The sequence below is a fragment of the Mesorhizobium sp. WSM4833 genome (genome assembly GCF_055811095.1).
This window is the reverse complement of record NZ_JBVVQG010000001.1, coordinates 463686-486370: the sequence shown is the minus strand read 5'-3', so window position 1 is coordinate 486370 and position 22685 is coordinate 463686. Positions and strand designations below refer to the sequence as shown.

Sequence of the window (22685 nt, the reverse complement as noted above, 5' to 3'; positions counted from 1 at the left end):
GCCTGTTGACGCCTCTTCTTACGGTTTACCAAATCCCCCCGGCGTCGGCGTCGTCAGGATGACGGCGTCTCCTGCCTGCAGCACGGTCTGGTCGCAGGCTTTCAGCAGGTCGATCGTGCCGTCCTTGCGGCGGATCTTGGTCGAGCCGACCTCGCCATCACCGCCTCCGTCCAGCCCTTGCGGCGGCCGGTTGCGGTGCGAGGACAGGATCGCGCATTCCATCTTTTCGAGGAAGCGGATGGTGCGTTTGGTGCCGTCGCCGGCGCTCCATCTGCCCTTGCCGCCGGAATCTTCCCGAATGTGGAAATCCTCCAGCAGAACGGGAAAGCGCAGCTCCAGCACTTCGGGATCGGTGAGGCGCGAATTGGTCATGTGGGTGTGGACGCCGGAGGTGCCGGCAAAGCCGCGGCCCGAGTTCATCTGGCCGGCCGGCGAGCCGGAGCAGATCGTCTCGTAATATTGATACGTCTTGTTGCCGAAGGTCAGGTTGTTCATCGTGCCTTGGGCGTTGGCCATGGCGCCCATGGCGCCGAACAGCGCGTTGGTGACATGCTGCGAGGTCTCGACATTGCCGGCGACGACGGCGGCGGGGTAGGCGGGTTTCAGCATGCAGCCATCGGGAATGATGATCTTGATGGGCCGCAGGCACCCGGCATTCATCGGGATCATATCCTCGACCATGACGCGGAAGGCGTAGAGCACGGCGGCGCGGGCCACCGGCTCGGGCGCGTTGAAATTGTTCTTCATCACCGGCGAGGTGCCGGTGAAGTCTACCGTCGCCTCGCGCTTTTGCCGGTCGACCGTGATCTTCACCTTGATGATCTGGCCGGTGTCGGTCGGGTATTCGTACTCAGAACTATCCGGCAGCCGCTCCAGCACGCGGCGCACGCTTTCGGCGGCATTGTCCTGGACATGGCCCATATAGGCCTCGACGACATCGAGGCCGAAATGCGTAACCATCTTGCGCAGTTCGGCTACGCCCTTCTCGTTGGCGGCGATCTGCGCCTTGAGGTCGGCGATGTTCTGGTGCGGATTGCGGGCCGGGTAGCGGTGATCGGTGAGCAGCGTTTCCAGCTCCTTCTCGCGGAAGCGGCCACGGTCGACGATGCGGAAATTGTCGAACAGCACGCCTTCCTCGTCGACCGTGGTGGCGAGCGGCGTCATCGAGCCGGGTGCCGTGCCACCGATATCGGCATGATGGCCGCGCGAGGCGGCCCAGAACAGGATTCTTTCCTTGGCATCATCGAAGACCGGCGTCACGACAGTGATGTCCGGCAGATGCGTGCCGCCATTGTAGGGTGCGTTGAGGGCAAAGACGTCGCCGGGGTGGATGTCGCCGGAATTCAGCCGGATGATGGTTTCGACCGAGCGGTCCATCGAGCCGAGATGCACCGGCATGTGCGGCGCATTGGCGACCAGCGCGCCGGTACGGTCGAAGACGGCGCAGGAAAAATCCAGCCGTTCCTTGATGTTGACGGAATAGGCGGTGTTCTGCAGCGTGACGCCCATCTGCTCGGCGATCGACATGAAGAGGTTGTTGAAGACCTCCAGCATGACCGGATCGGCCTCGGTGCCGAGCGCTGCCTGCCGGCGCTTTTTCTCGACGCGGCGCAGGAGCACATGGTTCCTGGCGGTGATTTCGGCCAGCCAGCCCGGCTCGATGACGATTGTCTGGTTCGGCTCGATAATCAAGGCAGGTCCCGCAACCCGGTTTCCCGGCTTCAGCGCCTCGCGGCGGAAGATGGGTGAAGTGCGCCACTCTCCCTCGGTGAAGATTTCGCGGGTCTGTGAAGGGCTTACGGCAAGGTCTTCGGTTCGCGATTCAGTTTCGTCGCGCCCAGTACCGCCGGTGTCGGTGCCTTCGACGCCGACGGTCTCGACGATCATCGGCTTGTCGTCATAGACGAAACCGAACTGCGCCTTGTGGGCGATTTCAAAATCGCGCCTGGCCTGGAAAATCGAATCCGCCTCGAAATTCACCGGCAGTGTCGTGTCGGTGCCGTCGTAGCGAATGTGCAGCACCGACTTCGTGGCGACCGTATCCTCGCCGATGCCTTGCGCCGCGAGTTCGGCGACAACGGCTTTTCTCAAGATGGCAATGAGGTTGCCGATCTCCGTTCTGGACTCTTCGGCAAGCGGTTTCAGCAGCGCCTGCTGGCGCGAGGCAAAGACCGAGGACAGGCCGATGCCATAAGCCGACAGAAGACCTGAGAAGGGATGGATCAGCACCGCTTCCATGCCGAGCGCATCGGCGACCAGGCAAGCGTGCTGGCCGCCGGCGCCGCCAAAACAGTTCAAAAGATATTCGGTGACGTCGTAGCCGCGCTGCACGGAGATCTTCTTGATAGCATTGGCCATGTTTTCGACGGCGATGGTGACGAAGCCCTCGGCGACAGTCTCGGGCGACCGGCCGTCGCCGATTTCGGCGGCGAGTGCGGCGAATTTTGCCCGTACCGTCTCGACGTCGAGCGTCTGGTCCTGGCCGGGTCCGAAAATGGCCGGGAAGAAATCGGGCTGCAGCTTGCCCAGCATCACATTGGCGTCGGTGACGGCGAGCGGGCCGCCGCGCCGGTAGGCTGCCGGGCCGGGATTGGCGCCAGCCGAATCCGGCCCGGCCCGGAAGCGGCTGGCCTCGTAGTGCAGGATCGAGCCGCCGCCGGCGGCGACGGTATGGATGCGCATCATCGGCGCGCGGATGCGCACGCCGGCGACCTCGGTGTCGAAGGCGCGCTCATATTCGCCGTCATAGTGAGCGACGTCGGTCGAGGTGCCGCCCATGTCGAAACCGATGACCTTGTCGAAGCCGGCGAGCCTGGCCGTCTCGACCATGCCGACGACGCCGCCGGCTGGTCCTGACAGCAGTGCGTCCTTGCCCTGGAACATGTCGGCGGCGGTGAGACCGCCCGACGACATCATGAACATCAGGCGGGGAAATTGATCGCTCTCCCCCACAAGGGGGGAGCTTGGCGCCGCACCCAACTCTCCCGCCACCCTTTGCACATAGCGCGACAGGATCGGCGACAAATAGGCGTCGACCACCGCGGTGTCGCCGCGGCCGACCAGCTTGATCAGCGGCGAGACCTCATGGCTGACCGAGACCTGGCTGAAACCGAGTTTGCGGCAGACTTTCGCCACCGCCTTCTCGTGGTCGGGGTATTTCCAGGCGTGCATGAAGACGATGGCGACCGCATCGATGCCATCGGCCCTGGCCTGTTCGATCGCCGGCCGGCAGGCGGCGATATCGAGCAATTGTTCGACGCAGCCATCGGCGCACACACGCTCGTTGATTTCGATGACGCGCTCGTAGAGCTGTTCGGGAAGGATGATCTCCTTGGCGAAGATGTCCGGGCGCGCCTGGTAGGCGATCTTCAGCGCATCGCGGAAGCCCTTGGTGATGAGCAAAAGCACGCGGTCGCCCTTGCGCTCCAGCAGCGCATTTGTGGCGACCGTGGTGCCCATCTTGATGTCGCCGATCAGGCCGCTCGGGATCGTGTCGCCGGCCGACAAGCCAAGAAGGTCGCGAATGCCCTGGATGGCGGCATCGTTATAGGCTTCGGGATTTTCGGAGAGAAGCTTGCGCGGGTGCAGCCCGCCTTCCGGATCTCGGCCGATGATATCGGTGAATGTGCCGCCGCGGTCGATCCAGAAATCCCATTTTTCGGTCATGACAGCCCCTGGCGCTCTTCTGTTCGATCGGTGTTTCGGCACATGCTGTTAGTTCGCTACGGCCTGAGCGGCAATCGCAAATGAACCAGACGATGTTACATGCGGAAACGCAACGTTACGAAACTCATGGCCGGCTGACGCATTTGTCCTTCGACCGCTCACGGCAACGTGAGCGTGTGTTGAAGGAGAGACAAATGAAAAAGCTCATTCTCGCGTCCGTTTCCGGTTTGGCCTTGCTTGGCGTCGCCGCCTGCAGTGACAGCGGTACGGACAACACCACCACCCAGAGCACCAACCCGCCGGCCACGGAGGAACCGATGAAGCCGGCCACCCCGGAAGCCACGCCGCCGGCCGCGACGCCTCCGGCAACGGATAATTCGACCACGAAGAGCATCACACCCGAGAAGCCCGCCGAGCCGGCTCCGGCAACACCAGCTCCTGCGCCCGCGCAGTAGTGAGCAAGCAGTACTTCTTGTGATGAATGAGGAAGGCCGGCTCGCGCCGGCCTTTCTCATGTCGTCCGAGCGCCGTGGGCCAATCCCTCTCGCGCGCCGGATCGATTTGTCGCGCAAAGCCTGCGGCACTGTCCCGGCTTGATAGGAGGGAGCGGTGGCTCTAAGAAGCAGGCCATGTCGATTTGGGATCGCCTCGGCGAGTTCATCACCCGCGTTTCATCCTCAACCTCGTCGGGTGTCGCCGACGTTGTCGAGGCTGTGCGTACGGTTTTCTCCGGCGATGCGGATTTGCGCCGGCGTGTCGCCTTTTCGGTGGCGATGATCGCGCTGTCGGCCAAGATGGCCAAAGCCGATGGCATCGTCACCCAGGACGAGGTGCGCGCCTTCCAGGAGATATTCGAAGTGCCGCCGAAGGAGACGCGCAACGTGGCGCGGCTGTTCGATCTCGCCCAGCGCGACGTGGCCGGTTTCGAAACCTATGCCGAGCGGATGGCCCAGATGTGCGGTTCGGGCCATTCCAACTGCGTGATGCTTGAAGACATACTCGACGGTCTGTTCCATATCGCCAAGGCCGACGGGCTGGTGCACGAGCGCGAAGGCCATTTCCTGCACCGCATCGCCGAGATTTTCCGCATCGACGAAGCGCATTACGAAGCCATCATGGCCCGGCACGTCAATCTCGGCGCCGGGGATCCCTATGTCGTGCTGGGCATCGAGCGCGGCAAGCCATTCGAAGAGGTCAGGAAACGCTATCGCAAGCTGGTTTCCGACAATCATCCGGATCGGCTGATCGCGCGCGGCCTGCCTCAGGAATTCATCAAGATCGCGACCACCAGGGTGGCGGCGATCAACGCCGCCTACGAGATGATCGAGCGGGGCCTGCGCCACGCATGAGCGGCTTTCTGCCCGACGAGCCACGTGCCGAAGTCAGGGTATCGCCGAATTTCGGCCCGCGGCGCGAGACACCCAGGCCTGACATGATCGTGCTGCACTACACCGGCATGGCGACCGGCGCCGGGGCCGAGGCCTGGCTTTGCGATCCGGCCAGCGAGGTCTCGTCGCATTATCTGGTCCACGAGAATGGCCATATCGTGCAGATGGTCAGGGAAAGCGACCGCGCCTGGCATGCCGGCAAGAGTTCGTGGTTCGGACGCGCCGACATCAATTCCTGTTCCGTCGGCATCGAGATCGTCAATCCCGGGCATTCGCTGGGCTATCCCGGTTTTCCCCGGCGGCAGATCGATGCCGTGATCGGGCTGTGCCGGGGGATCGCCGGTCGGCATTCGATCGCCGCCGAGCGGGTACTCGCGCATTCCGATGTTGCGCCGGGGCGCAAAATCGATCCCGGCGAGAAGTTTCCGTGGCGGACGCTATTCGAGGCCGGTGTCGGCCATCTCGTTACGGCCGCCCCCGTCAGGCGAGGCGCTACTCTGACAACCGGCGACACCGGCGGCGATATCGAAGCGTTGCAGTCGATGCTGGCGCTCTACGGCTATGGCGTTGAAATATCCGGCGTTTTCGACCGGCAGACGGAGGCGGTGGTCGAAGCATTCCAACGGCATTTCCGGCCGCGCAAGGTGGACGGCGTTGCCGACGGCTCGACGCTGCGGACGCTGCAAAGGCTGCTTGCTTCCGTGAAGCGCTAATCCCCGGGAGACCTCTCCCAAGCAATTCTTTCCAATCCTTAAGTTACAGGCTGTCACTCAAAGTGACTTGCCTGGCCTTGTTTGACACCAATTCGGGCGTCAAACGGCTGACGTGTAGATGTCGGACCCCAAGCCCCCCGGGTTGTTCCGACGTTGGTTAGGCGTTGCTGCGTGAACATCTTCGCGCGGTTCAGACAGAACAGGATCACATGCAGAAATTTACCGTTTTAACGGCAGCTCTTGCTGCCGGCGTAATGACTTTTGCCTTCAGTGCGGCGCATGCAGCGTCATTCAGCCCGCGGGCCGATCAAGGGTTTCCCGTGGTATCCGCAAAAAGCGGCAAGGCAGGCCACGACGCCAAGGCAACAAAGCAGGCATCCGCCAAAGCGGAGACGAAGCGGGCTTCCGCCAAAGCGGAAAAGGCAAGCTGGTCCAAACCGAAGAAGTCCATTGCCAAAAGGCAGACGAAGCGCGGCCGCAAGACCGTCGACATGACGAGAACGGCATCGATCGGCCTCAGGAACGCGGCGGAGTCGACGGCCGCGGTGGCGAGCAGCGGCCAGTATTCCGCAATCGTTGCCCGCTATGCGGCGATCGAAGGCGTGCCCGTGTCGCTCGCCTCGGCGGTCATCAAGATCGAGAGCAACTACCGGCCCAACATCGTCGGCAGCGCCGGCGAGATCGGCCTGATGCAGATCAAGCCGGCCACGGCTCGGATGATGGGCTATAGCGGCTCCGCCAAGGGCCTGTTCGATCCCGACACCAACATCAAATACGGCATGAAATACCTTGCCATGGCACGGAGCCTCGGTGGCGGCACGACCTGCGGCACCATTCTGAAATACAATGCCGGGCACGCCGCAACGCGGATGAACCCCGTGTCGGCAGCCTATTGCGGCAAGGTCAAGGTGCAGATGGCTGCGCTTGGATCGCCCGCATAAGTCAGCTTTTTCGTTTGCGTTTTCGGGCGTGAACCCCTTTATACGCTCTGCCAGCTGGCTGGGCGGCCGCACCCGCAAACGCCGAAAGGTCGTGGGTGAGGAAAGTCCGGGCTCCATGGAAACACGGTGCCGGTTAATGGCCGGCGGGGGCGACCCCAGGGAAAGTGCCACAGAAAGCAAACCGCCACGATCCGGCTTGCCGGATTCGGGGCAAGGGTGAAAGGGTGGGGTAAGAGCCCACCGCGCGACTGGCAACAGGAGCGGCACGGTAAACCCCACCGGGAGCAAGACCGAATAGGGACGGTGCGAGGGGAAACCCTCGAGGGCTGTTTCCGGCTCACCGTCCGGGTAGGTTGCGTGAGGCGCATGGCAACATGCGCCCAAGATGAATGGCCGCCACGTTCTCGCCTCGCAAGGGACGAGGGCCATACAGAACCCGGCTTACAGGCCAGCTGGCAATTTCTCTCCCCCGATATCAAGAGAAATCTCTTGAAATCAGCAGGTTGCGCCCTCGGGCGCGCCTGTTGATTCAAGCCTGTCCGGCCGTTCATCCGAGCCGGGAGCCGCTGATCCCGTCCAGCGACGTCTCGATCGCTTTCCAGAGCTCTTCCACCGGCTCGCAGCCGACCGAGAGGCGGACGAAACCGGCGGAGACCGCATCGCCTCGCTTCAGGCGCCGCTCGGCGGAGGTGTGGACGCCGCCGAAGGATGTCGCGGCCTGCATCAGGGCACAATTGTTGATGAAGTCCTCGGCTTTGTCTTCCGAGGCGAGTTCGAAAGAGATGAGAAAGCCGAAGCGCTCCATCTGGGCGCGGGCTAGGTTGTGCGACGGGTCGCCTTCCAGCCCGGGATAACGCAGGCCGCTGATTGCCTTGTGGCCCTGCAGCCGCCGCGCGATGACTTCCGCCGAGGAACACATGCGATCGAAGCGCACATCCAGTGTCTCCAGGCCGCGGTGCACCAGCCAGGCTTCGAACGGACCGGGAATGCTGCCGGAAACTTCGCGCCAGCCGGTCACGGCGGCGATGATATCGGCATTGCGACTGGCGACATGGCCGAACAGCACGTCGGAATGGCCATTGGGTGCCTTGGTGTCGGCGGCAACGACGATGTCGGCGCCGTGGTCGAGCGGTCGTTGGCCGAAAGGGGTCATGGTCGTGTTGTCGACCACAAGGATCGCGCCGGCTTTGTGGACAGCATCGGCAACGGCGGCGATATCGCAGATATCCAGCCCCGGATTGGCAGGGGTTTCGACAAATGCCAGCCGATAGCCATCGAAGCCGCCATCGAGGAAGGTCGAAGTCGGCCTGACATCATAGGTGATGCCGAGCGGCTTGAGGAAGCGCTCGGCCAGCGCTCGTGTCGTGTGATAGCCGTCCGATGGCAGCAGGATACGGTCGCCGGCCTTGAGCACGGCAAAAAACGCCGCCGAGATTGCCGCCATTCCGGAAGGGAACGCGACGCAGGGCGCGTCCTCCAGATGGGCCAGCATATGCTCGACCGCGTCCCAGGTCGGGTTGCTGAATCGCCCGTACTGGTTGAAGCCGGTGGCATCGCCGGGCGCATGAAAGATGGCGGCCATGGTCAGCGGCAGGGGAATGGAATCGCCCATGGCAAGCCCGCTGCGACGCAGGTGAGGAAGCGCTGCAGCGCGTGACTTTGCTGTTTCAGACATCGAATTTCAGACCCTGTTGGTGACCGGCTGGATGTGGCGAGACGCTATGCCCGGCAGCGGCTCGCGGCAAGGCGCGTCCGGGTTGGGCCAGGCGGCTCTAAACGCTTCGTTAGGCTTAATAGACCATAAAGACGAGACGTGTCGTCACGGCTGCTCTCATTGGTCGCGGCGCGCGTGTTTGTGAAGCCTATTCCCGTTGACGCCCATAGTGCCCCATGATATCCCATCCAGACATCAAAGCCTTCGTTCCGTGTCAGGGTAAAGCGTACGCCAATCGGGCAGCCGCGGCGGCTGCGCGTTTGCTGGTTTTTGGCTGTGCGGACGAGGTTGATACGGGGCAGGGAACGCGCTGCGGCGGCGCGTGCGACAAGATGCAGAGGGGTGCGGCGGCGCAAGCGGCTGTAGCGTTTAATGGACCGGTTTCTGTCAAACACGGTGAGCAGGATCGATGCGAAGGGGCGGGTGTCCGTTCCCGCGCATTTCCGTGCCGTCGTGCAGAAGCGCGGCTATTCGGAACTCTATGCGCTGCGCTGCCTGGACCTGCCGGCGATGGATGTCGGCGGGCTCGACCTGCTCGACCGCTACGAGCAGCGCATAGCGCTCGAGGATCCCTTCCTGCAGACGGCGGACGATATGTCGTTCTTCTGCCATGGCGACGGAACCTTCTTGAAACTCGACCAGGACGGCCGCATCACGATGAGCGATTTCCTTCGCGAACACACCGGCATTTCGGCGGAAGTGGCCTTTGTCGGGCGCGGCAATTTCTTTCAGATCTGGGAGCCGGGACGGCTTGCCGCCTACGGGGCGCAGGCACGGGCACGGCTTTTGCAGCTTCGGCAGGGGACGAAGCCTGGGGAGCGACCGGAATGACGGCAGGCCACGGCGATGACCTTCCTCGCGCCGTAGATGGGCACGCCGTTGGCGGATCGGCCCGCCACATTCCGGTCCTCCTTGCCGAAGTGCTCGAAGCACTGGCGCCGGCGCAGGGCGACCTCATCATCGATGGCACGTTCGGCGCCGGCGGCTACACCAGGGCCATTCTGGCGACAGGCGCCTCCGTGGTGGCGATCGACCGCGATCCGGATGCCATTGCGGCCGGGCGCGATCTTGAAGTGCAGTCGGGTGGTCGGCTGCGGCTGGTGCAGGCGCCGTTCTCGACGCTGGACGAACATGTCGAGAGCGCCGACGGGATCGTGCTCGACATCGGCGTGTCCTCGATGCAGCTCGACCAGGCGGAGCGCGGGTTTTCGTTCCGCGCCGACGGGCCGCTCGACATGCGCATGGCGCAATCGGGCCTCAGCGCCGCCGACGTCGTCAATTCCTTCAAGCCGGGCGATCTTGCCCGCATCTTCGGCTTCCTCGGCGAGGAGCGCCATGCCGGACGCATTGCCCGCATGATCGAGGCGCGCCGCGAAAAGCGCCCGTTCGAGCGCACGTTGGAACTCGCCGACGCCATCGAGACGCATATCGGCCGGGCGCCGAAGGACAAGATCCATCCGGCGACGCGCGTCTTCCAGGCGCTGCGCATTTTTGTCAATGACGAGCTTGGCGAACTGGCCAAGGCCCTGTTTGCGGCCGAACGCGCTCTGAAGCCGGGCGGACGGCTCGCCGTGGTCACCTTCCATTCTCTGGAAGACCGCATCGTCAAGCGTTTCATCGCCGACCGGGCCGATGTCGCGACCGGCTCGCGTCACCTGCCCGAGGCGCATGCGCGCACCGCGACGTTCCGCAAGGCGGGCGGCGGCGTGACGGCCGGCGACGCCGAGGTGGCGGCCAATCCGCGCGCCCGTTCGGCCAGGCTGCGCGCGGCGGTCCGCACCCAGGCGCCGGCGCGCGGCAGCGACTTTTCGATTTTCGGCCTTCCAAAGCTTCCCGGTATCGACCGGCCGGGGGAGAGGTAGCTAAGTGTTTCGTACCAGCGACATTGTCCTGATCGCCGTCATGGTTGCGGTCGCGGCCCTTACCTACAAGGCCAAGCGCGAGGCCGAGGAACAATTGGCCGCCGTGCAGAAGATCCATGCGCAGATACGCTATGAGGAGGACACGATCGACCTGCTCAAGGCCGACTGGAGCCTGCTTACCCAGCCGTCGCGGCTGCAGAAGCTCGCCGAACTCTACAAGTCGCAGCTCGAACTCGAGCCGGTCAGCGCCCGCCAGATCGGCGGTGTCGGCGACCTGCCGGCCAAATCCCTTGACATCCAGGACATCTTGTCGGGACGCCAGGGCGGCATGGCTGATAGTTCGGGCGGCAAGGCGCCGTCGGACGGCAGGGATCCCGTGGTGACCGGAGGCATCGCCCAATGATCGGTAAACTGCTGAAACGTCGCGCCAGGACGAGTGAAGATGGATCGATCGTGGTCGAGGGCGCCCGCAAGGCGACCGGCGGCAAGGGCAGGACGCGCATCGTCATGACGATGGCGGTGTTCTTCGGCATCTTCTCGACCATATCAGGGCGGCTGGTCTATCTCGGCTTCCAGACCCCCGATATGTCGGGCGGTCCGCAGAGCCGGGTGACGGCATCGCGGCCCGACATCGTCGACCGCAACGGCGAAGTGTTGGCCACGGACATCAAGACGGCGTCGCTGTTTGCAGAACCACGCCGGATTGTCGACGCCGACGAGGCGATCGAGAAGCTGTCGACGGTGCTTCCCGACATCGACTATGAGCAGACCTACCATAAGCTGAAGAGCGGCGCCGGTTTCGTCTGGCTGCAGCGGCAGCTGACGCCCAAGCAACAGTCCGACATCATGCAGCTCGGCATTCCCGGTTTCGGCTTCCGCACCGAAAAGCGCCGCTTCTATCCGAGCGGCGAGACCTCGTCCTACATTGTCGGGCTCACCAACATCGACAACCAGGGCATCTCCGGCATGGAGAAATATGTCGACGAGCAGGGGCTGAGCGACCTGCAGGCGTCGGGCCTTGCCATTGCCAAGGATCTCAAGCCGGTAAAGCTTTCGATCGATCTGCGCGTGCAGCATGTCGTGCGCGACGAGATCGCCGCCGGCCTGGAGCGCTATCGTGCCATGGGCACCGGCGCCGTTGTGCTCAACGTCAAGACCGGCGAAGTGGTGGCCATGGCCTCGGTGCCGGATTTTGATCCGAACAATCCCTACAACGCACAAGACAAGGACCGGCTGAATCGCATGTCGGCGGGCCTCTACGAGATGGGTTCGACCTTCAAGAGCTTCACCTCAGCCATGGCGCTCGATTCCGGCAAAGCGACGATGGCGAGCCGCTTCGATGCTTCGCATCCAATCCGGGTCGGCCATCAGGCCATTCACGATTTCCACGGCAAGAACCGTGTGCTGTCGTTGCCGGAGGTGTTCCTCTACTCGTCCAACATCGGGTCGGCCAGGGAAGCCGAGATGGTCGGCATCGAGGGGCATCGCGAATTCCTGCATCGCCTTGGCATTCTGGACAGGATGCAGACCGAATTGCCGGAGACTGCCCGTCCGACTGAACCGAAGGTCTGGAAACAGGTCAATTCATTCACCATCGCCTTCGGCCATGGCGTGTCGACGACGCCGCTGCAAGCGGCTGTGGGCTGCGCGGCGTTGATGAATGGCGGCTTCCTGATGAACCCCACCTTTCTGGTGCGGACGCAGGCGGAAGCGATGGCCACCGCCAAGAGAGTGGTGAGCGAAAAGACCGTCGAAGGCATGCGCTACCTCTATTCGCTCAATGCCGAAAAGGGCTCTGCCAGAAACGCCAGAGTCCCCGGCTACCGCGTTGGCGGCAAGACCGGAACCGCCGAGAAGGTCATCAATGGCCGCTACTCGAAGGACTTGAATTTCAACACCTTCGTCGCCGCCTTCCCGATGGACGATCCGCAGTATCTGGTGTTTACCATTGCCGATGCCCCGCACCCGGAAAAGCCCGGCATGACGGATGTCGCGGCCGCGAATGCTGGGGTTATGGCCGGCAATATCATCAGGCGTTCAGCTGCCATGCTTGGCGTGAAGCCAGATTTCAGCCATGAAAATGGTGCAACGCTGGTTTCCTATCAGTGATTCTTAGGGCGCGCCGGCAACAGCGCGCTATTTTGTTGCGGTGAACGGGACTCGATGAAGCTCAGAGATCTAGCCGGTATCCTGCCCGTCGAGGGAATAGCTTCCGTCGATCTGGAGGTTACAGGGATTTCTTCGGATTCCCGCCAGGTAAAAGCGGGCGTTGTCTTTTTTGCGCTCGCCGGAACCAAGGCCGACGGTGCCGTTTATGCCGCAGATGCCGCCGCGCGCGGTGCGGCCGCGATCGTGGCGGGCAAGGGCAGCACCATTGCCGGGCTCCCGGTTCCGGTGCTGGCGGTCGACGATCCGCGCCTGGCGCTGGCGCAGAGTGCGGCACGCTATTTCGGCAAGCAGCCTGAGATCATGGTCGCGGTGACCGGCACCAGCGGCAAGACCTCGGTCGCAGCCTTCACCAGGCAGATCTGGGAGCAAGCCGGTTATGCCGCCGCTTCGATCGGCACCACCGGCGTGGTGGCGCCTGGGCGCAACGACTATGGTTCGCTGACGACACCCGATCCGGTCGCCCTGCATCAATTGCTGCGGGAATTGGCCGATGCCGGCGTCACCCACGCCTCGATGGAAGCCTCCAGCCATGGGCTCGACCAGCGCCGCCTCGACGGCGTGAAGCTGGCCGCCGGCGGCTTCACCAATCTCGGCCGCGACCATATGGATTATCATCCGACCATCGAAGATTATCACCGCGCCAAATTGCGCCTGTTCGACACGTTGCTGCCGAAGGGCGCGCCGGCCGTGATCTTCGCCGACGATCCATGGTCGGCGCCGACGACCGTGGCCGCAAAGGCTGCCGGGCTCAATGTGCTGACGGTCGGCCGCCATGGCGACTTCCTCAGGCTGAAACGGGTCGAGCACGAACGCCACCGCCAGCGGGCCGAAGTCGAGGCCGACGGCGTGCTCTACGAGATCGACCTGCCGCTGGCCGGTGATTTCCAGATTTCGAACGCGCTGGTTTCGGCGGGTCTTGCCATTTCCACGGGAACACCTGTCGCCAAGGCCTTAATGGCGTTGGAGAAACTGAAGGGCGCGCCGGGCCGGCTCGACCTCGTCGGCACCACCGGCAATGGCGCGCCGGTCTATGTCGACTATGCCCACAAGCCGGACGCGCTGGAAAACGTGCTGGCTTCGGTGCGGCCGTTCACCACCGGCCGCGTCATCGTCGTGTTCGGCTGCGGCGGCGACCGCGACCGGGGAAAAAGGCCGATCATGGGCGAAATCGCGACGCGGCTTGCCGATGTCGTCATCGTCACCGACGACAATCCGCGCTCCGAAGTGCCGGAAACGATCCGTGCCGCTATTTTGGCCGCTGCTCCAGGTGCCATCGAGATCGGCGACCGGCGCCAGGCGATCCACGAAGCGGTCGCCATGCTGCATGCCGGCGACACGCTGATCGTGGCCGGTAAGGGCCACGAGGAAGGCCAGACGATCGGCTCCGAGACCTTGCATTTCTCCGATCATGAGGAAGTCCGGGCGGCACTCACGGAGCGCGCAGCATGAGCTTGCTGTGGACCTCCGAAGCGCTGGTTGCCGCCATGGACGGGCGGCCGCTCGGGCCGATGCCGGATGGCATTTCAGGCATTTCGATCGACAGCCGCAGCCTGCAGCCGGGCGACGCCTTCTTCGCCATCAAGGGCGAGGCGATGGACGGCCATGACTTCGCAACCGCCGCCATCAAGGCTGGCGCTGGCGTGCTGGTGGTGGCCGAAGGCAAGCTGCCGTCGCTCGGCCGGCTGACAGCGCCGATCATCGTCGTCGAGGACGTGCTGGTCGCGCTGGAAAAGCTTGGAGTTGCATCGCGCGCCCGCTCGAGCGCGAAAATCATCGCTGTGACCGGTTCGGCCGGCAAGACCACCACCAAGGAAGCGCTGCGCCATGTGCTGCAAGCCGTAGGCAAGGTGCATGCCTCGGCGCAGTCCTTCAACAATCACTGGGGCGTGCCGCTGACCTTGGCGCGGATGCCTGATGATTGCGACTATGCCGTGTTCGAGATCGGCATGAACCATCCCGACGAGATCCGTCCGCTGGTCAAGATGGTGAGGCCGCATGTCGCCATCGTCACCATGATCGCGGCGGCGCATCTCGGCTTTTTCCGCAATCTGGACGAGATCGCCAAGGCCAAGGCCGAGATTTTCGAGGGGCTGGAGCCCGAGGGGGCCGCCGTCCTCAACCGCGACGATGCCCGCTTCAAGCTGCTCGACAAGATGGCCCATGCCGCCGGTGTCGAGCACGTCTACGGCTTCGGCGTGAATGCGCGCTCGACCTTCAAGCTCACCAAATGCGAACTGCATGCCGATCATTCCGACATCACCGCCAGGATCGGCGGCCACGAAGTGACGGCGCGGATCGGCGCGCCCGGCCGCCATATGGTGCAGAACGTGCTGGCGGTGCTGGGTGCGGCGCATCTGGTCGGCGCCGATCTCGACAAGGTTGCTTCAGCACTGGCCGATCTCTCCGCGGAGCGCGGGCGCGGCAAGCGCCATGTGCTGCGCCATCCCGGTGGCTCGACTTCGAGCCACCCCGGCGGGTCGATCACGCTGATCGACGAGAGCTACAACGCCAATCCGGCATCGATGGCTGCAGCCATGGCATTGCTCAACGCGACGCCGGTGACGGGCGAGGGCCGCCGCATCGCCGTGCTCGGCGACATGCTCGAACTCGGCGACCATTCGACCAAGCTGCATGCGGCCCTTGCCGATCTCATCGTCGGCACGGGCACGCAGACCGTCTTCCTCGGCGGTCCGGAAATGCGGGCGCTGGCCGAAGCGCTGCCGGCTGAGATCAAGACGGAATACCGCGCCGGTGTCGAGGAGCTGAAGCCGGTGCTGCTTGCCGCGCTCAAGCCGGGTGACGTGGTGATGATCAAATCGTCGAAGGGCATCGGTTTTGCAAAACTGGTCGATGCGCTGCTGGGCAAATTCCCGGCTGAATCGACAACCAGAAAACAGACCTAGGTCGGGGGACGAAAGCGCATGTTCACACTGCTCGTCGATTTTGCGGACAAGGTCTCGGTCTTCAATGTCTTCCGCTACATCACCTTCCGCACCGGTGGCGCGCTGATCACGTCGGCGCTGATCGTCTTCATCTTTGGACCGACCATCATCAATTCGCTGCGGCTGCGGCAAGGCAAGGGCCAGCCGATCCGCGCCGACGGGCCGCAGACACATTTCAAGAAGGCCGGCACGCCGACCATGGGCGGGCTGATGATCCTGTCGGGCATCATCGGCTCGTCGCTTTTGTGGGCGAACCTGTCCAGCATCTATGTCTGGGTGGTGCTGCTGGTGACGCTGGGCTTCGGCTCGATCGGCTTTTACGACGACTATCTGAAGGTCACCAAGCAGTCGCATCTCGGCTTTTCCGGCAAGGCACGGCTGGCGCTGGAATTCGTCATCGCCGGCATCGCCGCTTGGGTGATCATGCACAATGGCCAGGCGCCGTTCTCGTCGTCGCTGACTTTTCCCTTCGCCAAGGAATTCATCGTCAATCTCGGCTGGTTTTTCATTCCGTTCTCCTGCTTCGTCATCGTCGGCGCCGGCAATGCGGTGAACCTGACCGACGGCCTTGACGGCCTGGCGATCGTGCCGATCATGATCGCGGCTGCCTCCTTCGGCGTCATCGCCTATCTCTCCGGCAACGCCGTGTTCGCCGAATATCTGCAGATCCATTTCGTGCCCGGCACCGGTGAACTCGCGGTCGTGCTCGGCGCGGTCATCGGCGCTGGCCTCGGCTTCCTCTGGTTCAACGCGCCGCCGGCGGCTATCTTCATGGGCGACACCGGCTCGCTGGCCATGGGCGGCCTGATCGGCACGGTCGCGGTCGCCACCAAGCACGAGATCGTGCTGGTCATCGTGGGCGGATTGTTCGTCGTCGAAATCCTGTCGGTCATCATTCAGGTCGGCTATTTCAAGATGACCGGCAAGCGGGTGTTCCTGATGGCGCCGATCCACCATCATTTCGAAAAGCTCGGCTGGACCGAAAGCCAGGTGGTGATCCGCTTCTGGATCATCGCCGTCATCCTGGCGCTGGTCGGCCTGTCGACCCTCAAGCTGAGATAGGAAGCCCTTTGATCCCCGCCGCATCCTTTTCAGGCAAGCGCGTTTCGCTCTTCGGGCTCGGTGGCTCGGGGATCGCGACGGCGCGCGCGCTGATCGAGGGCGGCGCGGACGTGCTGGCCTGGGACGACAATCCCGACAGTGTGGCCAAGGCCGCCATTGCCGGTATCGCGACCGCTGATTTGCGCGGCGCCGACTGGGCGAAATTCTCGGCCTTCGTGCTGTCGCCTGGTGTGCCGCTGACGCATCCCAAGCCGCATTGGACGGTGGAACTGGCGCGCGGCTCAGGCGTCGAGATCATCGGCGACATCGAGCTTTTCTGCCGCGAGCGAATGCTGAGCGCGCCAAATTCGCCTTTCATCGCCATCACCGGCACCAACGGCAAGTCGACGACGACCGCGCTGACCGCGCACATCCTGAAAGCCGCGGGACGCGATGCCCAGATGGGCGGCAATATCGGCCGCGCGGTGATGACGCTCGATCCGCCCGAGCCCGATCGGCATTATGTGGTCGAATGCTCGTCCTACCAGATCGATCTCGCGCCCTCGATAAACCCGACGGCCGGCATCCTGCTCAATCTGACGCCCGATCATCTCGACCGCCACGGCACCATGCAGCACTACGCCGCGATCAAGGAGCGGCTGGTGGCCGGCAGCGAGACGGCGATCGTCGGCATCGACGATTCCTGGTGCGCGCAGATTGCCGAGCGGCTGGAGCGGGCGGGGCGGCATGTCATCCGCATTTCCAAGCGCCTGCCGCTGACCGACGGCTATTTCGCCGATGGCAGCAATTTGATGGAAGCTGTGCACGGCCGTTACAGCCGTGTCGCCTTCCTCGAAGGCATCGGCTCCTTGCGTGGCCAGCACAATGCCCAGAACGCTCTGGCTGCGGTCGCCGCTTGTCTCAAGATCGGGCTGGAGCTTGGCGAGATCCAGTCGGGACTGGAAAGCTTTCCCGGCCTCGCGCACCGCATGGAGCAGGTCGGCCGCAAGGACCATGTGCTGTTCATCAACGATTCCAAGGCGACCAATGCCGATGCTGCGGCGCCGGCGCTGTCGAGCTTTCCACGCATCTACTGGATCGCCGGCGGCCTGCCCAAGGAAGGCGGCATCGAACCCTTGCGCGGTTTCTTCCCGCGCATCGCCAAGGCCTATCTGATCGGCGAGGCGGCGCCGGCGTTTTCGGCGACGCTGGGCGAGGCCGTGCCCTACGAGATTTCAGGCACGCTGGCCGCGGCGGTCGAGCACGCCGCGCATGATGCGGCTAAGGACGACAGCGGCGAGGCGGTGGTGCTGCTGTCGCCGGCCTGCGCCAGCTTCGACCAGTTCAAGAATTTCGAAGTTCGCGGCGAAGCCTTCAGGCAAGCTGCGAATGCTATCGAGGGTGTGAAACCCATCGGAGGGGCACGATAATGCAGAGCCGTCTCGACAAAAGTCCGGTTGCGACCTGGTGGTGGACGATCGATCGCTGGTTCCTGGCGGCGTTCCTGTCGCTGATGGGCCTCGGTATCGTGCTGTCCTTCGCGGCGAGCCCGGCGGTCGCCGAACGCATCGGCCTCGACAGTTTCCACTTCGCCACCAGGCAGATCATCTTCACCGTACCGGCGCTCGGCGTGATGCTGGCTGTATCGTTCCTCGATTCCAGGCAGATCCGGCGGATGGCGCTGATCATGCTGTGCCTGATGCTGGTGCTGATGGTGGCGGTGCTCTACATCGGCGTCGAGGTGAAGGGCGCACGCCGCTGGGTGTCGCTTGCCGGCCTGTCGATCCAGCCGTCGGAATTTTTGAAACCAGCCTTCGTCATCATGTGCGCCTGGCTTTTCGCTGAGCACAAGCGCCAGCCCGACATTCCCGGCAATCTGTTCGCCATGTTGCTGCTGGTACTGGTCGTGTCGCTGCTGGTGGCGCAACCGGATCTCGGCCAGACCATGCTGACGACCGGCACCTGGGGCATCATGTTTTTCATGGCCGGGCTGCCCTGGCTGTGGATCGTTGCGCTGGGTGCCGCCGGCGTCGGCGGCGTTTTCGCCGCCTATACGGTGTTCCCGCACGTTGCCTTGCGCATCGACAAGTTTCTTACCGGCGAAGGCGACACATTCCAGGTCGATATGGGACGCGACGCGCTGATCAATGGCGGCTGGTTTGGCGTCGGACCAGGTGAGGGCACAGTCAAGCGCGTTATTCCCGACAGCCATGCCGACTTCGTCTTCTCGGTCGCAGGCGAAGAGTTCGGACTGATCATGTGCTTCTTCATCATGTCGATATTCGCCTTCATCGTGCTGCGCGGCCTCAACACGGCGCTGAAGGAGCATGACGATTTCACCCGCTATGCGGTCGGCGGCCTCGTCACCGTCTTCGGCCTGCAGGCGGTCATCAACATGTGCGTCAACCTCCAGCTTGTGCCGGCCAAGGGCATGACGCTGCCGTTCATCTCCTATGGCGGCTCTTCGCAGATCGCCATCGCCATCTCGATGGGGATGGTGCTGGCGCTGACACGCAAGCGGCCGGAAAAGCGCAAGCAGATGGGCTTTGGCCTGTCGCAACGCGCCGTGCCGGCGGAGTGATATGGCCAGAGGCGTCATCCTTCTCGCGGCAGGCGGCACCGGTGGGCATCTTTTCCCGGCCGAGGCGCTGGCGCATGAGCTGAACGAGCGCGGCTGGTCGGTGCACCTGGCAACCGACGACCGTGCCGAGCGTTTCGCCGGCCATTTTCCGGCCGCTGCCGTCCACCCGATCCAGTCGGCGACGATGGGCTCGAAAAACCCTTTTGCCCTGCTTGGTGCCTTCTGGAAAATCTGGCGCGGCGTGCGCCAGGCTTCTGCCGTCATCGCCAGGATCAAGCCGGATGCTGTCGTCGGCTTCGGCGGCTATCCAACCTTGCCGCCGCTCTACGCGGCGACACGGCGCAAGGTACCGACCCTGATCCATGAGCAGAACGCGGTGATGGGGCGCGCCAACCGGGCGCTGGCCGGCCGTGTCGACGCCATCGCCGGCGGCTTCCTGCCGCAGGACAGCAGTGCTGCCGGGGTCAAGACGGTGACGACGGGCAATCCGGTCCGGCCTGCGGTGCTGGAAGCGGCCAAGACTGCCTATGCGGCATCTGCCGGGCATCAACCGTTCCGCCTGCTGGTTTTTGGCGGCAGCCAGGGCGCCCAATTCTTTTCCGATGCCGTGCCGGGAGCCATTGCGCTGCTTTCCAACGCCCAGCGCAAACGGCTGGTCATTACCCAACAAGCGCGCGCCGATGACGTGGCGCGGGTCAAGGCGGCCTATGCCACCCTTGGCGTCGCCGTCGAGGTCTCGCCCTTCTTCACCGACATGGCGGCACGCATGGCGGCCGCTCATCTGGTGATCTCACGTTCCGGCGCCTCGACCGTCTCGGAGATCGCCGTCATCGGCCGGCCGGCGCTGCTGGTGCCTTACCCCCATGCGCTCGATCACGATCAGGCGGCGAACGCGGCGGCCCTTGCCGCTGCCGGCGGCGGCGAAGTGCATCCGCAATCCTCGCTCTCGTCCGAACGCATCGCAGCGCTTGTCGGCGGGCTGATGGACGACCCCGATCGGCTGACGGCAATGGCGGCGGGTGCGAAATCGGCCGGCAGGCCGGACGCGGCACGGTTGCTCGCCGATCTTACAGAGGCTATTGCGTCCAAAAAAACAGTTTCGGATTTCAGGAAGGGGACGCAAGCATGAAGATGCCGCAGACCATCGGCCTTGTGCATTTCATCGGCATTGGCGGCATCGGCATGAGCGGCATTGCCGAAGTGCTGCACAATCTCGGCTACAAGGTGCAAGGGTCCGACCAGGCCGAAAGCGCCAATGTGCAGCGGCTGCGCGACAAGGGCATTGAATGCTTCGTCGGCCATAGGGCCGAGAATCTCGGCGATGCCGAGGTGGTGGTCGTCTCGACGGCGATCAAGAAATCCAACCCTGAGCTGAAGGCCGCGCGCGAAAAGCTGCTGCCGATCGTGCGCCGGGCCGAGATGCTGGCCGAACTGATGCGCTTTCGCCAGGCGGTGGCGATCGGCGGCACGCATGGCAAGACGACGACGACCTCGATGGTGGCGACCTTGCTCGATGCGGGCGGGCTCGATCCGACCGTGATCAATGGCGGCATCATCAATGCCTACGGCACCAACGCCCGCATGGGCGACGGCGAATGGATGGTGGTCGAGGCCGACGAGAGCGACGGCACCTTCCTGAAACTGCCGGCCGAGATCGCGGTCGTCACCAACATCGACCCCGAGCATCTTGACCACTATGGCAGCTTCGACAAGGTGCGCGAGGCGTTCCGCCAGTTTGTCGAGAACGTTCCGTTCTACGGTTTTGGCGTGATGTGCACCGATCACCCCGAAGTGCAGGCGCTGGTCAGCCGCATCGAGGACCGCCGGGTCATCACCTATGGCGAGAATGCGCAGGCCGACGTGCGCTTTACCAATCACCGCATGTCAGGTGCCATTTCGGAATTCGACGTGGTGATCCGCGACCGCAAGACCGGCGGCCAGACTGTCATAGCAGGCCTGCGCCTGCCGATGCCCGGCCGTCACAACGTCTCCAACGCGACGGCAGCAATCGCGGTCGCGCACGAACTCGGCCTGTCGGCCGAGGCGATCAAGAAGGGCCTGTCGTCCTTCGCCGGCGTCAAGCGCCGCTTCACCCATACCGGTTCGTGGGACGGCGTCGAAATATTCGACGATTACGGCCACCATCCGGTCGAGATCTCGGCGGTGCTGAAGGCGGCGCGCAGCGCCACCCAGGGTCGTGTCATCGCCATTGCCCAGCCGCATCGCTTCAGCCGGCTGCATGATCTGTTCAACGAGTTTTCCACCTGCTTCAACGACGCCGACACAGTAATGGTGGCGCCGGTCTACGCGGCCGGCGAAGAGCCGATCGACGGCGTCAGCTCGGACGCGCTGGTGTCGCGCATCCGCGCCGGCGGTCATCGCGACGCGCGCTACATCGAGGGCCCGGCGGCGATTGCGCCCATCGTCCGCGATCTGGCCAAGCCGGGCGATTTCGTCGTCTTCCTTGGAGCCGGCAACATCACCCAATGGGCCTATGCGTTGCCCAAGGAGCTTGGCGGGACCGTCTCATGATGCACGGCCAGGCCCTGATCGACAGACTTGGCGACCGGCTTGCCGGCCTGCGTGGCCGCCTGACGCCGAACGCCGAGATGGACAAGATCACCTGGTTCCGTGCCGGGGGGCTGGCTGAAGCGTTGTTCCAGCCGGCCGATGAGGAGGACCTTGCCGCGTTCCTGAAAGCCGTTCCCGAAGAGATACCGCTGACGGTCGTCGGCGTCGGCTCCAACCTTCTGGTCCGCGATGGCGGCATCGAGGGCTTTGTCATTCGGCTTTCGGCCAAGGGTTTCGGCGATGCCGAGGTGATTTCGCCAATCAGGATCAAGGCGGGAACTGCTACCCCCGACAAGCGCGTCGCAGCGGTGGCGCTCGAGGCCGGCATTGGCGGCTTTCATTTCTACCACGGCATTCCGGGTGCAATCGGCGGTGCGCTGCGAATGAATGCCGGCGCCAATGGCGTCGAGACGCGCGAGCGCGTCATCGAAGTGCGAGCACTCGATCGCAAGGGCAATGTGCAGACGCTGAGCAATGCCGATATGGGATACGCCTATCGCCATTCGGCGGCTCCTTCCGGGCTGATCTTCACCTCCGCCGTGTTCGAAGGCTTTGCCGAGGACAGGGCGACCATCAAGGCTGCGATGGAGGCCGTGCAGAACCATCGTGAGACCGTGCAGCCGATCCGCGAGAAGACCGGCGGCTCGACCTTCAAGAATCCCGACGGCACATCGGCCTGGAAGGAGATCGACAAAGCGGGCTGCCGCGGCCTGATGATCGGCGGCGCGCAGATGTCGCCGATGCATTGCAACTTCATGATCAACACCGGAACCGCGACCGGCTACGACCTTGAATATCTCGGCGAGACGGTGCGCACGCGGGTGCTGGAGAATTCCGGTATCCGGCTGCAATGGGAAATCAAGCGCATCGGCAATTTCCGGCCAGGGCATGCCGTTCAGGAGTTTCTCGGGCAGCTCCTTTAAGGTGCGCTGATATTCAGGTGATGCTCCGCTCCGGTTCTCGAAAGCCATCGTTTTCGACTCGGCCTGACCTGAATCTCGACACACCTAGCGCGTGTTGAAGTTCATGTGATGCATGAACTTCAACGAGGCGAAAAACGGTCCGCGACCGTTGCCGCAAAGACTCAACGACACGCT

Annotated in this window: 18 protein-coding genes and 1 other RNA gene; 17 read left to right on the top strand and 2 right to left on the bottom strand. The window is 63.7% G+C overall.

What is annotated here, in order from left to right:
- Window positions 1-18: 18 nt before the first annotated feature.
- The gene (locus tag AC0L2D_RS02395) at window positions 19-3666 is read right to left on the bottom strand and encodes a hydantoinase B/oxoprolinase family protein (protein ID WP_063172495.1); all 3648 of its coding nucleotides are present in this window, start codon (window positions 3664-3666) and stop codon (window positions 19-21) included.
- A 194-nt stretch (window positions 3667-3860) separates the two neighbouring features.
- On the opposite strand from AC0L2D_RS02395, the gene AC0L2D_RS02390 reads away from it, so the two are divergent.
- From AC0L2D_RS02390 to rnpB, 5 genes are all read left to right on the top strand, one after another.
- Entirely contained in the window at window positions 3861-4121 is a 261-nt protein-coding gene (locus AC0L2D_RS02390) for a hypothetical protein (RefSeq protein WP_063173721.1), read from the top strand.
- A 174-nt stretch (window positions 4122-4295) separates the two neighbouring features.
- The gene (locus AC0L2D_RS02385) at window positions 4296-5015 is read left to right on the top strand and encodes a J domain-containing protein (protein WP_063172494.1); all 720 of its coding nucleotides are present in this window, start codon (window positions 4296-4298) and stop codon (window positions 5013-5015) included.
- Window positions 5012-5767, top strand: a complete 756-nt coding sequence (locus tag AC0L2D_RS02380) for an N-acetylmuramoyl-L-alanine amidase (protein WP_064993827.1) — start codon at window positions 5012-5014, stop codon at window positions 5765-5767. The genes AC0L2D_RS02385 and AC0L2D_RS02380 overlap by 4 nt, the downstream gene beginning before the upstream one ends.
- 209 nt (window positions 5768-5976) lie before the next feature.
- Window positions 5977-6708 carry a lytic transglycosylase domain-containing protein gene (locus AC0L2D_RS02375; protein ID WP_013530946.1) on the top strand — a complete coding sequence of 244 codons (732 nt, stop codon included), beginning with the start codon at window positions 5977-5979 and terminating at the stop codon, window positions 6706-6708.
- A gap of 50 nt (window positions 6709-6758) precedes the next feature.
- An RNA gene (rnpB, locus tag AC0L2D_RS02370) (RNase P RNA component class A) lies at window positions 6759-7168 on the top strand.
- An 87-nt stretch (window positions 7169-7255) separates the two neighbouring features.
- Here the strand turns inward: rnpB and AC0L2D_RS02365 are convergent.
- Window positions 7256-8383 (bottom strand): cystathionine gamma-lyase, encoded by a 1128-nt coding sequence (locus AC0L2D_RS02365; protein WP_473540264.1) that lies wholly within the window; start codon window positions 8381-8383, stop codon window positions 7256-7258.
- Window positions 8384-8794: 411 nt separating this feature from the next.
- On the opposite strand from AC0L2D_RS02365, the gene mraZ reads away from it, so the two are divergent.
- The 12 genes from mraZ to murB are packed head-to-tail and all read left to right on the top strand — an operon-like array spanning window position 8795 to window position 22511.
- Window positions 8795-9253, top strand: a complete 459-nt coding sequence (mraZ, locus tag AC0L2D_RS02360) for a division/cell wall cluster transcriptional repressor MraZ (RefSeq protein ID WP_013530948.1) — start codon at window positions 8795-8797, stop codon at window positions 9251-9253.
- Complete coding sequence (gene rsmH / locus AC0L2D_RS02355) at window positions 9250-10284, top strand: 16S rRNA (cytosine(1402)-N(4))-methyltransferase RsmH (RefSeq protein WP_027160638.1); 1035 nt, start codon at window positions 9250-9252, stop codon at window positions 10282-10284. Before mraZ ends, rsmH begins: the two co-directional genes overlap by 4 nt.
- 4 nt (window positions 10285-10288) lie before the next feature.
- The gene (ftsL, locus tag AC0L2D_RS02350; protein WP_013530950.1) at window positions 10289-10687 is read left to right on the top strand and encodes a cell division protein FtsL; all 399 of its coding nucleotides are present in this window, start codon (window positions 10289-10291) and stop codon (window positions 10685-10687) included.
- Complete coding sequence (locus AC0L2D_RS02345; protein WP_013530951.1) at window positions 10684-12393, top strand: peptidoglycan D,D-transpeptidase FtsI family protein; 1710 nt, start codon at window positions 10684-10686, stop codon at window positions 12391-12393. Before ftsL ends, AC0L2D_RS02345 begins: the two co-directional genes overlap by 4 nt.
- A gap of 54 nt (window positions 12394-12447) precedes the next feature.
- Window positions 12448-13902: a UDP-N-acetylmuramoyl-L-alanyl-D-glutamate--2,6-diaminopimelate ligase gene (locus tag AC0L2D_RS02340; protein ID WP_024501469.1), complete on the top strand. Its 1455-nt coding sequence runs from the start codon at window positions 12448-12450 to the stop codon at window positions 13900-13902.
- Window positions 13899-15356, top strand: coding sequence for a UDP-N-acetylmuramoylalanyl-D-glutamyl-2,6-diaminopimelate--D-alanyl-D-alanine ligase (locus tag AC0L2D_RS02335; RefSeq protein ID WP_473540263.1), 1458 nt, complete (start codon window positions 13899-13901; stop codon window positions 15354-15356). Before AC0L2D_RS02340 ends, AC0L2D_RS02335 begins: the two co-directional genes overlap by 4 nt.
- 18 nt (window positions 15357-15374) lie before the next feature.
- Window positions 15375-16457: a phospho-N-acetylmuramoyl-pentapeptide-transferase gene (mraY, locus tag AC0L2D_RS02330; RefSeq protein ID WP_013530954.1), complete on the top strand. Its 1083-nt coding sequence runs from the start codon at window positions 15375-15377 to the stop codon at window positions 16455-16457.
- Window positions 16458-16465: 8 nt separating this feature from the next.
- The gene (murD, locus tag AC0L2D_RS02325) at window positions 16466-17866 is read left to right on the top strand and encodes a UDP-N-acetylmuramoyl-L-alanine--D-glutamate ligase (protein ID WP_473540262.1); all 1401 of its coding nucleotides are present in this window, start codon (window positions 16466-16468) and stop codon (window positions 17864-17866) included.
- Window positions 17866-19017, top strand: coding sequence for a putative lipid II flippase FtsW (gene ftsW / locus AC0L2D_RS02320; RefSeq protein WP_013530956.1), 1152 nt, complete (start codon window positions 17866-17868; stop codon window positions 19015-19017). The genes murD and ftsW overlap by 1 nt, the downstream gene beginning before the upstream one ends.
- A gap of 1 nt (window position 19018) precedes the next feature.
- Window positions 19019-20146 carry an undecaprenyldiphospho-muramoylpentapeptide beta-N-acetylglucosaminyltransferase gene (gene murG, locus AC0L2D_RS02315; protein WP_024501465.1) on the top strand — a complete coding sequence of 376 codons (1128 nt, stop codon included), beginning with the start codon at window positions 19019-19021 and terminating at the stop codon, window positions 20144-20146.
- Window positions 20143-21549 (top strand): UDP-N-acetylmuramate--L-alanine ligase, encoded by a 1407-nt coding sequence (gene murC / locus AC0L2D_RS02310; protein WP_473540260.1) that lies wholly within the window; start codon window positions 20143-20145, stop codon window positions 21547-21549. The genes murG and murC overlap by 4 nt, the downstream gene beginning before the upstream one ends.
- Window positions 21546-22511, top strand: coding sequence for a UDP-N-acetylmuramate dehydrogenase (gene murB / locus AC0L2D_RS02305; protein ID WP_473540259.1), 966 nt, complete (start codon window positions 21546-21548; stop codon window positions 22509-22511). The genes murC and murB overlap by 4 nt, the downstream gene beginning before the upstream one ends.
- Window positions 22512-22685: the final 174 nt, after the last annotated feature.

Bases quoted from the DNA above. Each gene is read 5' to 3' on its own strand.
- AC0L2D_RS02385 (WP_063172494.1), top strand. From the start codon at position 4,296: ATGTCGATTTGGGATCGCCTCGGCGAGTTCATCACCCGCGTTTCATCC.
- AC0L2D_RS02380 (WP_064993827.1), top strand. From the start codon at position 5,012: ATGAGCGGCTTTCTGCCCGACGAGCCACGTGCCGAAGTCAGGGTATCG.
- AC0L2D_RS02375 (WP_013530946.1), top strand. From the start codon at position 5,977: ATGCAGAAATTTACCGTTTTAACGGCAGCTCTTGCTGCCGGCGTAATG.
- AC0L2D_RS02345 (WP_013530951.1), top strand. From the start codon at position 10,684: ATGATCGGTAAACTGCTGAAACGTCGCGCCAGGACGAGTGAAGATGGA.
- ftsW (WP_013530956.1), top strand. From the start codon at position 17,866: ATGCAGAGCCGTCTCGACAAAAGTCCGGTTGCGACCTGGTGGTGGACG.
- AC0L2D_RS02365 (WP_473540264.1), bottom strand. From the start codon at position 8,383: ATGTCTGAAACAGCAAAGTCACGCGCTGCAGCGCTTCCTCACCTGCGT.
- AC0L2D_RS02335 (WP_473540263.1), top strand. From the start codon at position 13,899: ATGAGCTTGCTGTGGACCTCCGAAGCGCTGGTTGCCGCCATGGACGGG.
- mraY (WP_013530954.1), top strand. From the start codon at position 15,375: ATGTTCACACTGCTCGTCGATTTTGCGGACAAGGTCTCGGTCTTCAAT.
- murB (WP_473540259.1), top strand. From the start codon at position 21,546: ATGATGCACGGCCAGGCCCTGATCGACAGACTTGGCGACCGGCTTGCC.
- murG (WP_024501465.1), top strand. From the start codon at position 19,019: ATGGCCAGAGGCGTCATCCTTCTCGCGGCAGGCGGCACCGGTGGGCAT.
- AC0L2D_RS02395 (WP_063172495.1), bottom strand. From the start codon at position 3,666: ATGACCGAAAAATGGGATTTCTGGATCGACCGCGGCGGCACATTCACC.
- AC0L2D_RS02390 (WP_063173721.1), top strand. From the start codon at position 3,861: ATGAAAAAGCTCATTCTCGCGTCCGTTTCCGGTTTGGCCTTGCTTGGC.
- AC0L2D_RS02340 (WP_024501469.1), top strand. From the start codon at position 12,448: ATGAAGCTCAGAGATCTAGCCGGTATCCTGCCCGTCGAGGGAATAGCT.
- mraZ (WP_013530948.1), top strand. From the start codon at position 8,795: ATGGACCGGTTTCTGTCAAACACGGTGAGCAGGATCGATGCGAAGGGG.
- rsmH (WP_027160638.1), top strand. From the start codon at position 9,250: ATGACGGCAGGCCACGGCGATGACCTTCCTCGCGCCGTAGATGGGCAC.
- murC (WP_473540260.1), top strand. From the start codon at position 20,143: ATGAAGATGCCGCAGACCATCGGCCTTGTGCATTTCATCGGCATTGGC.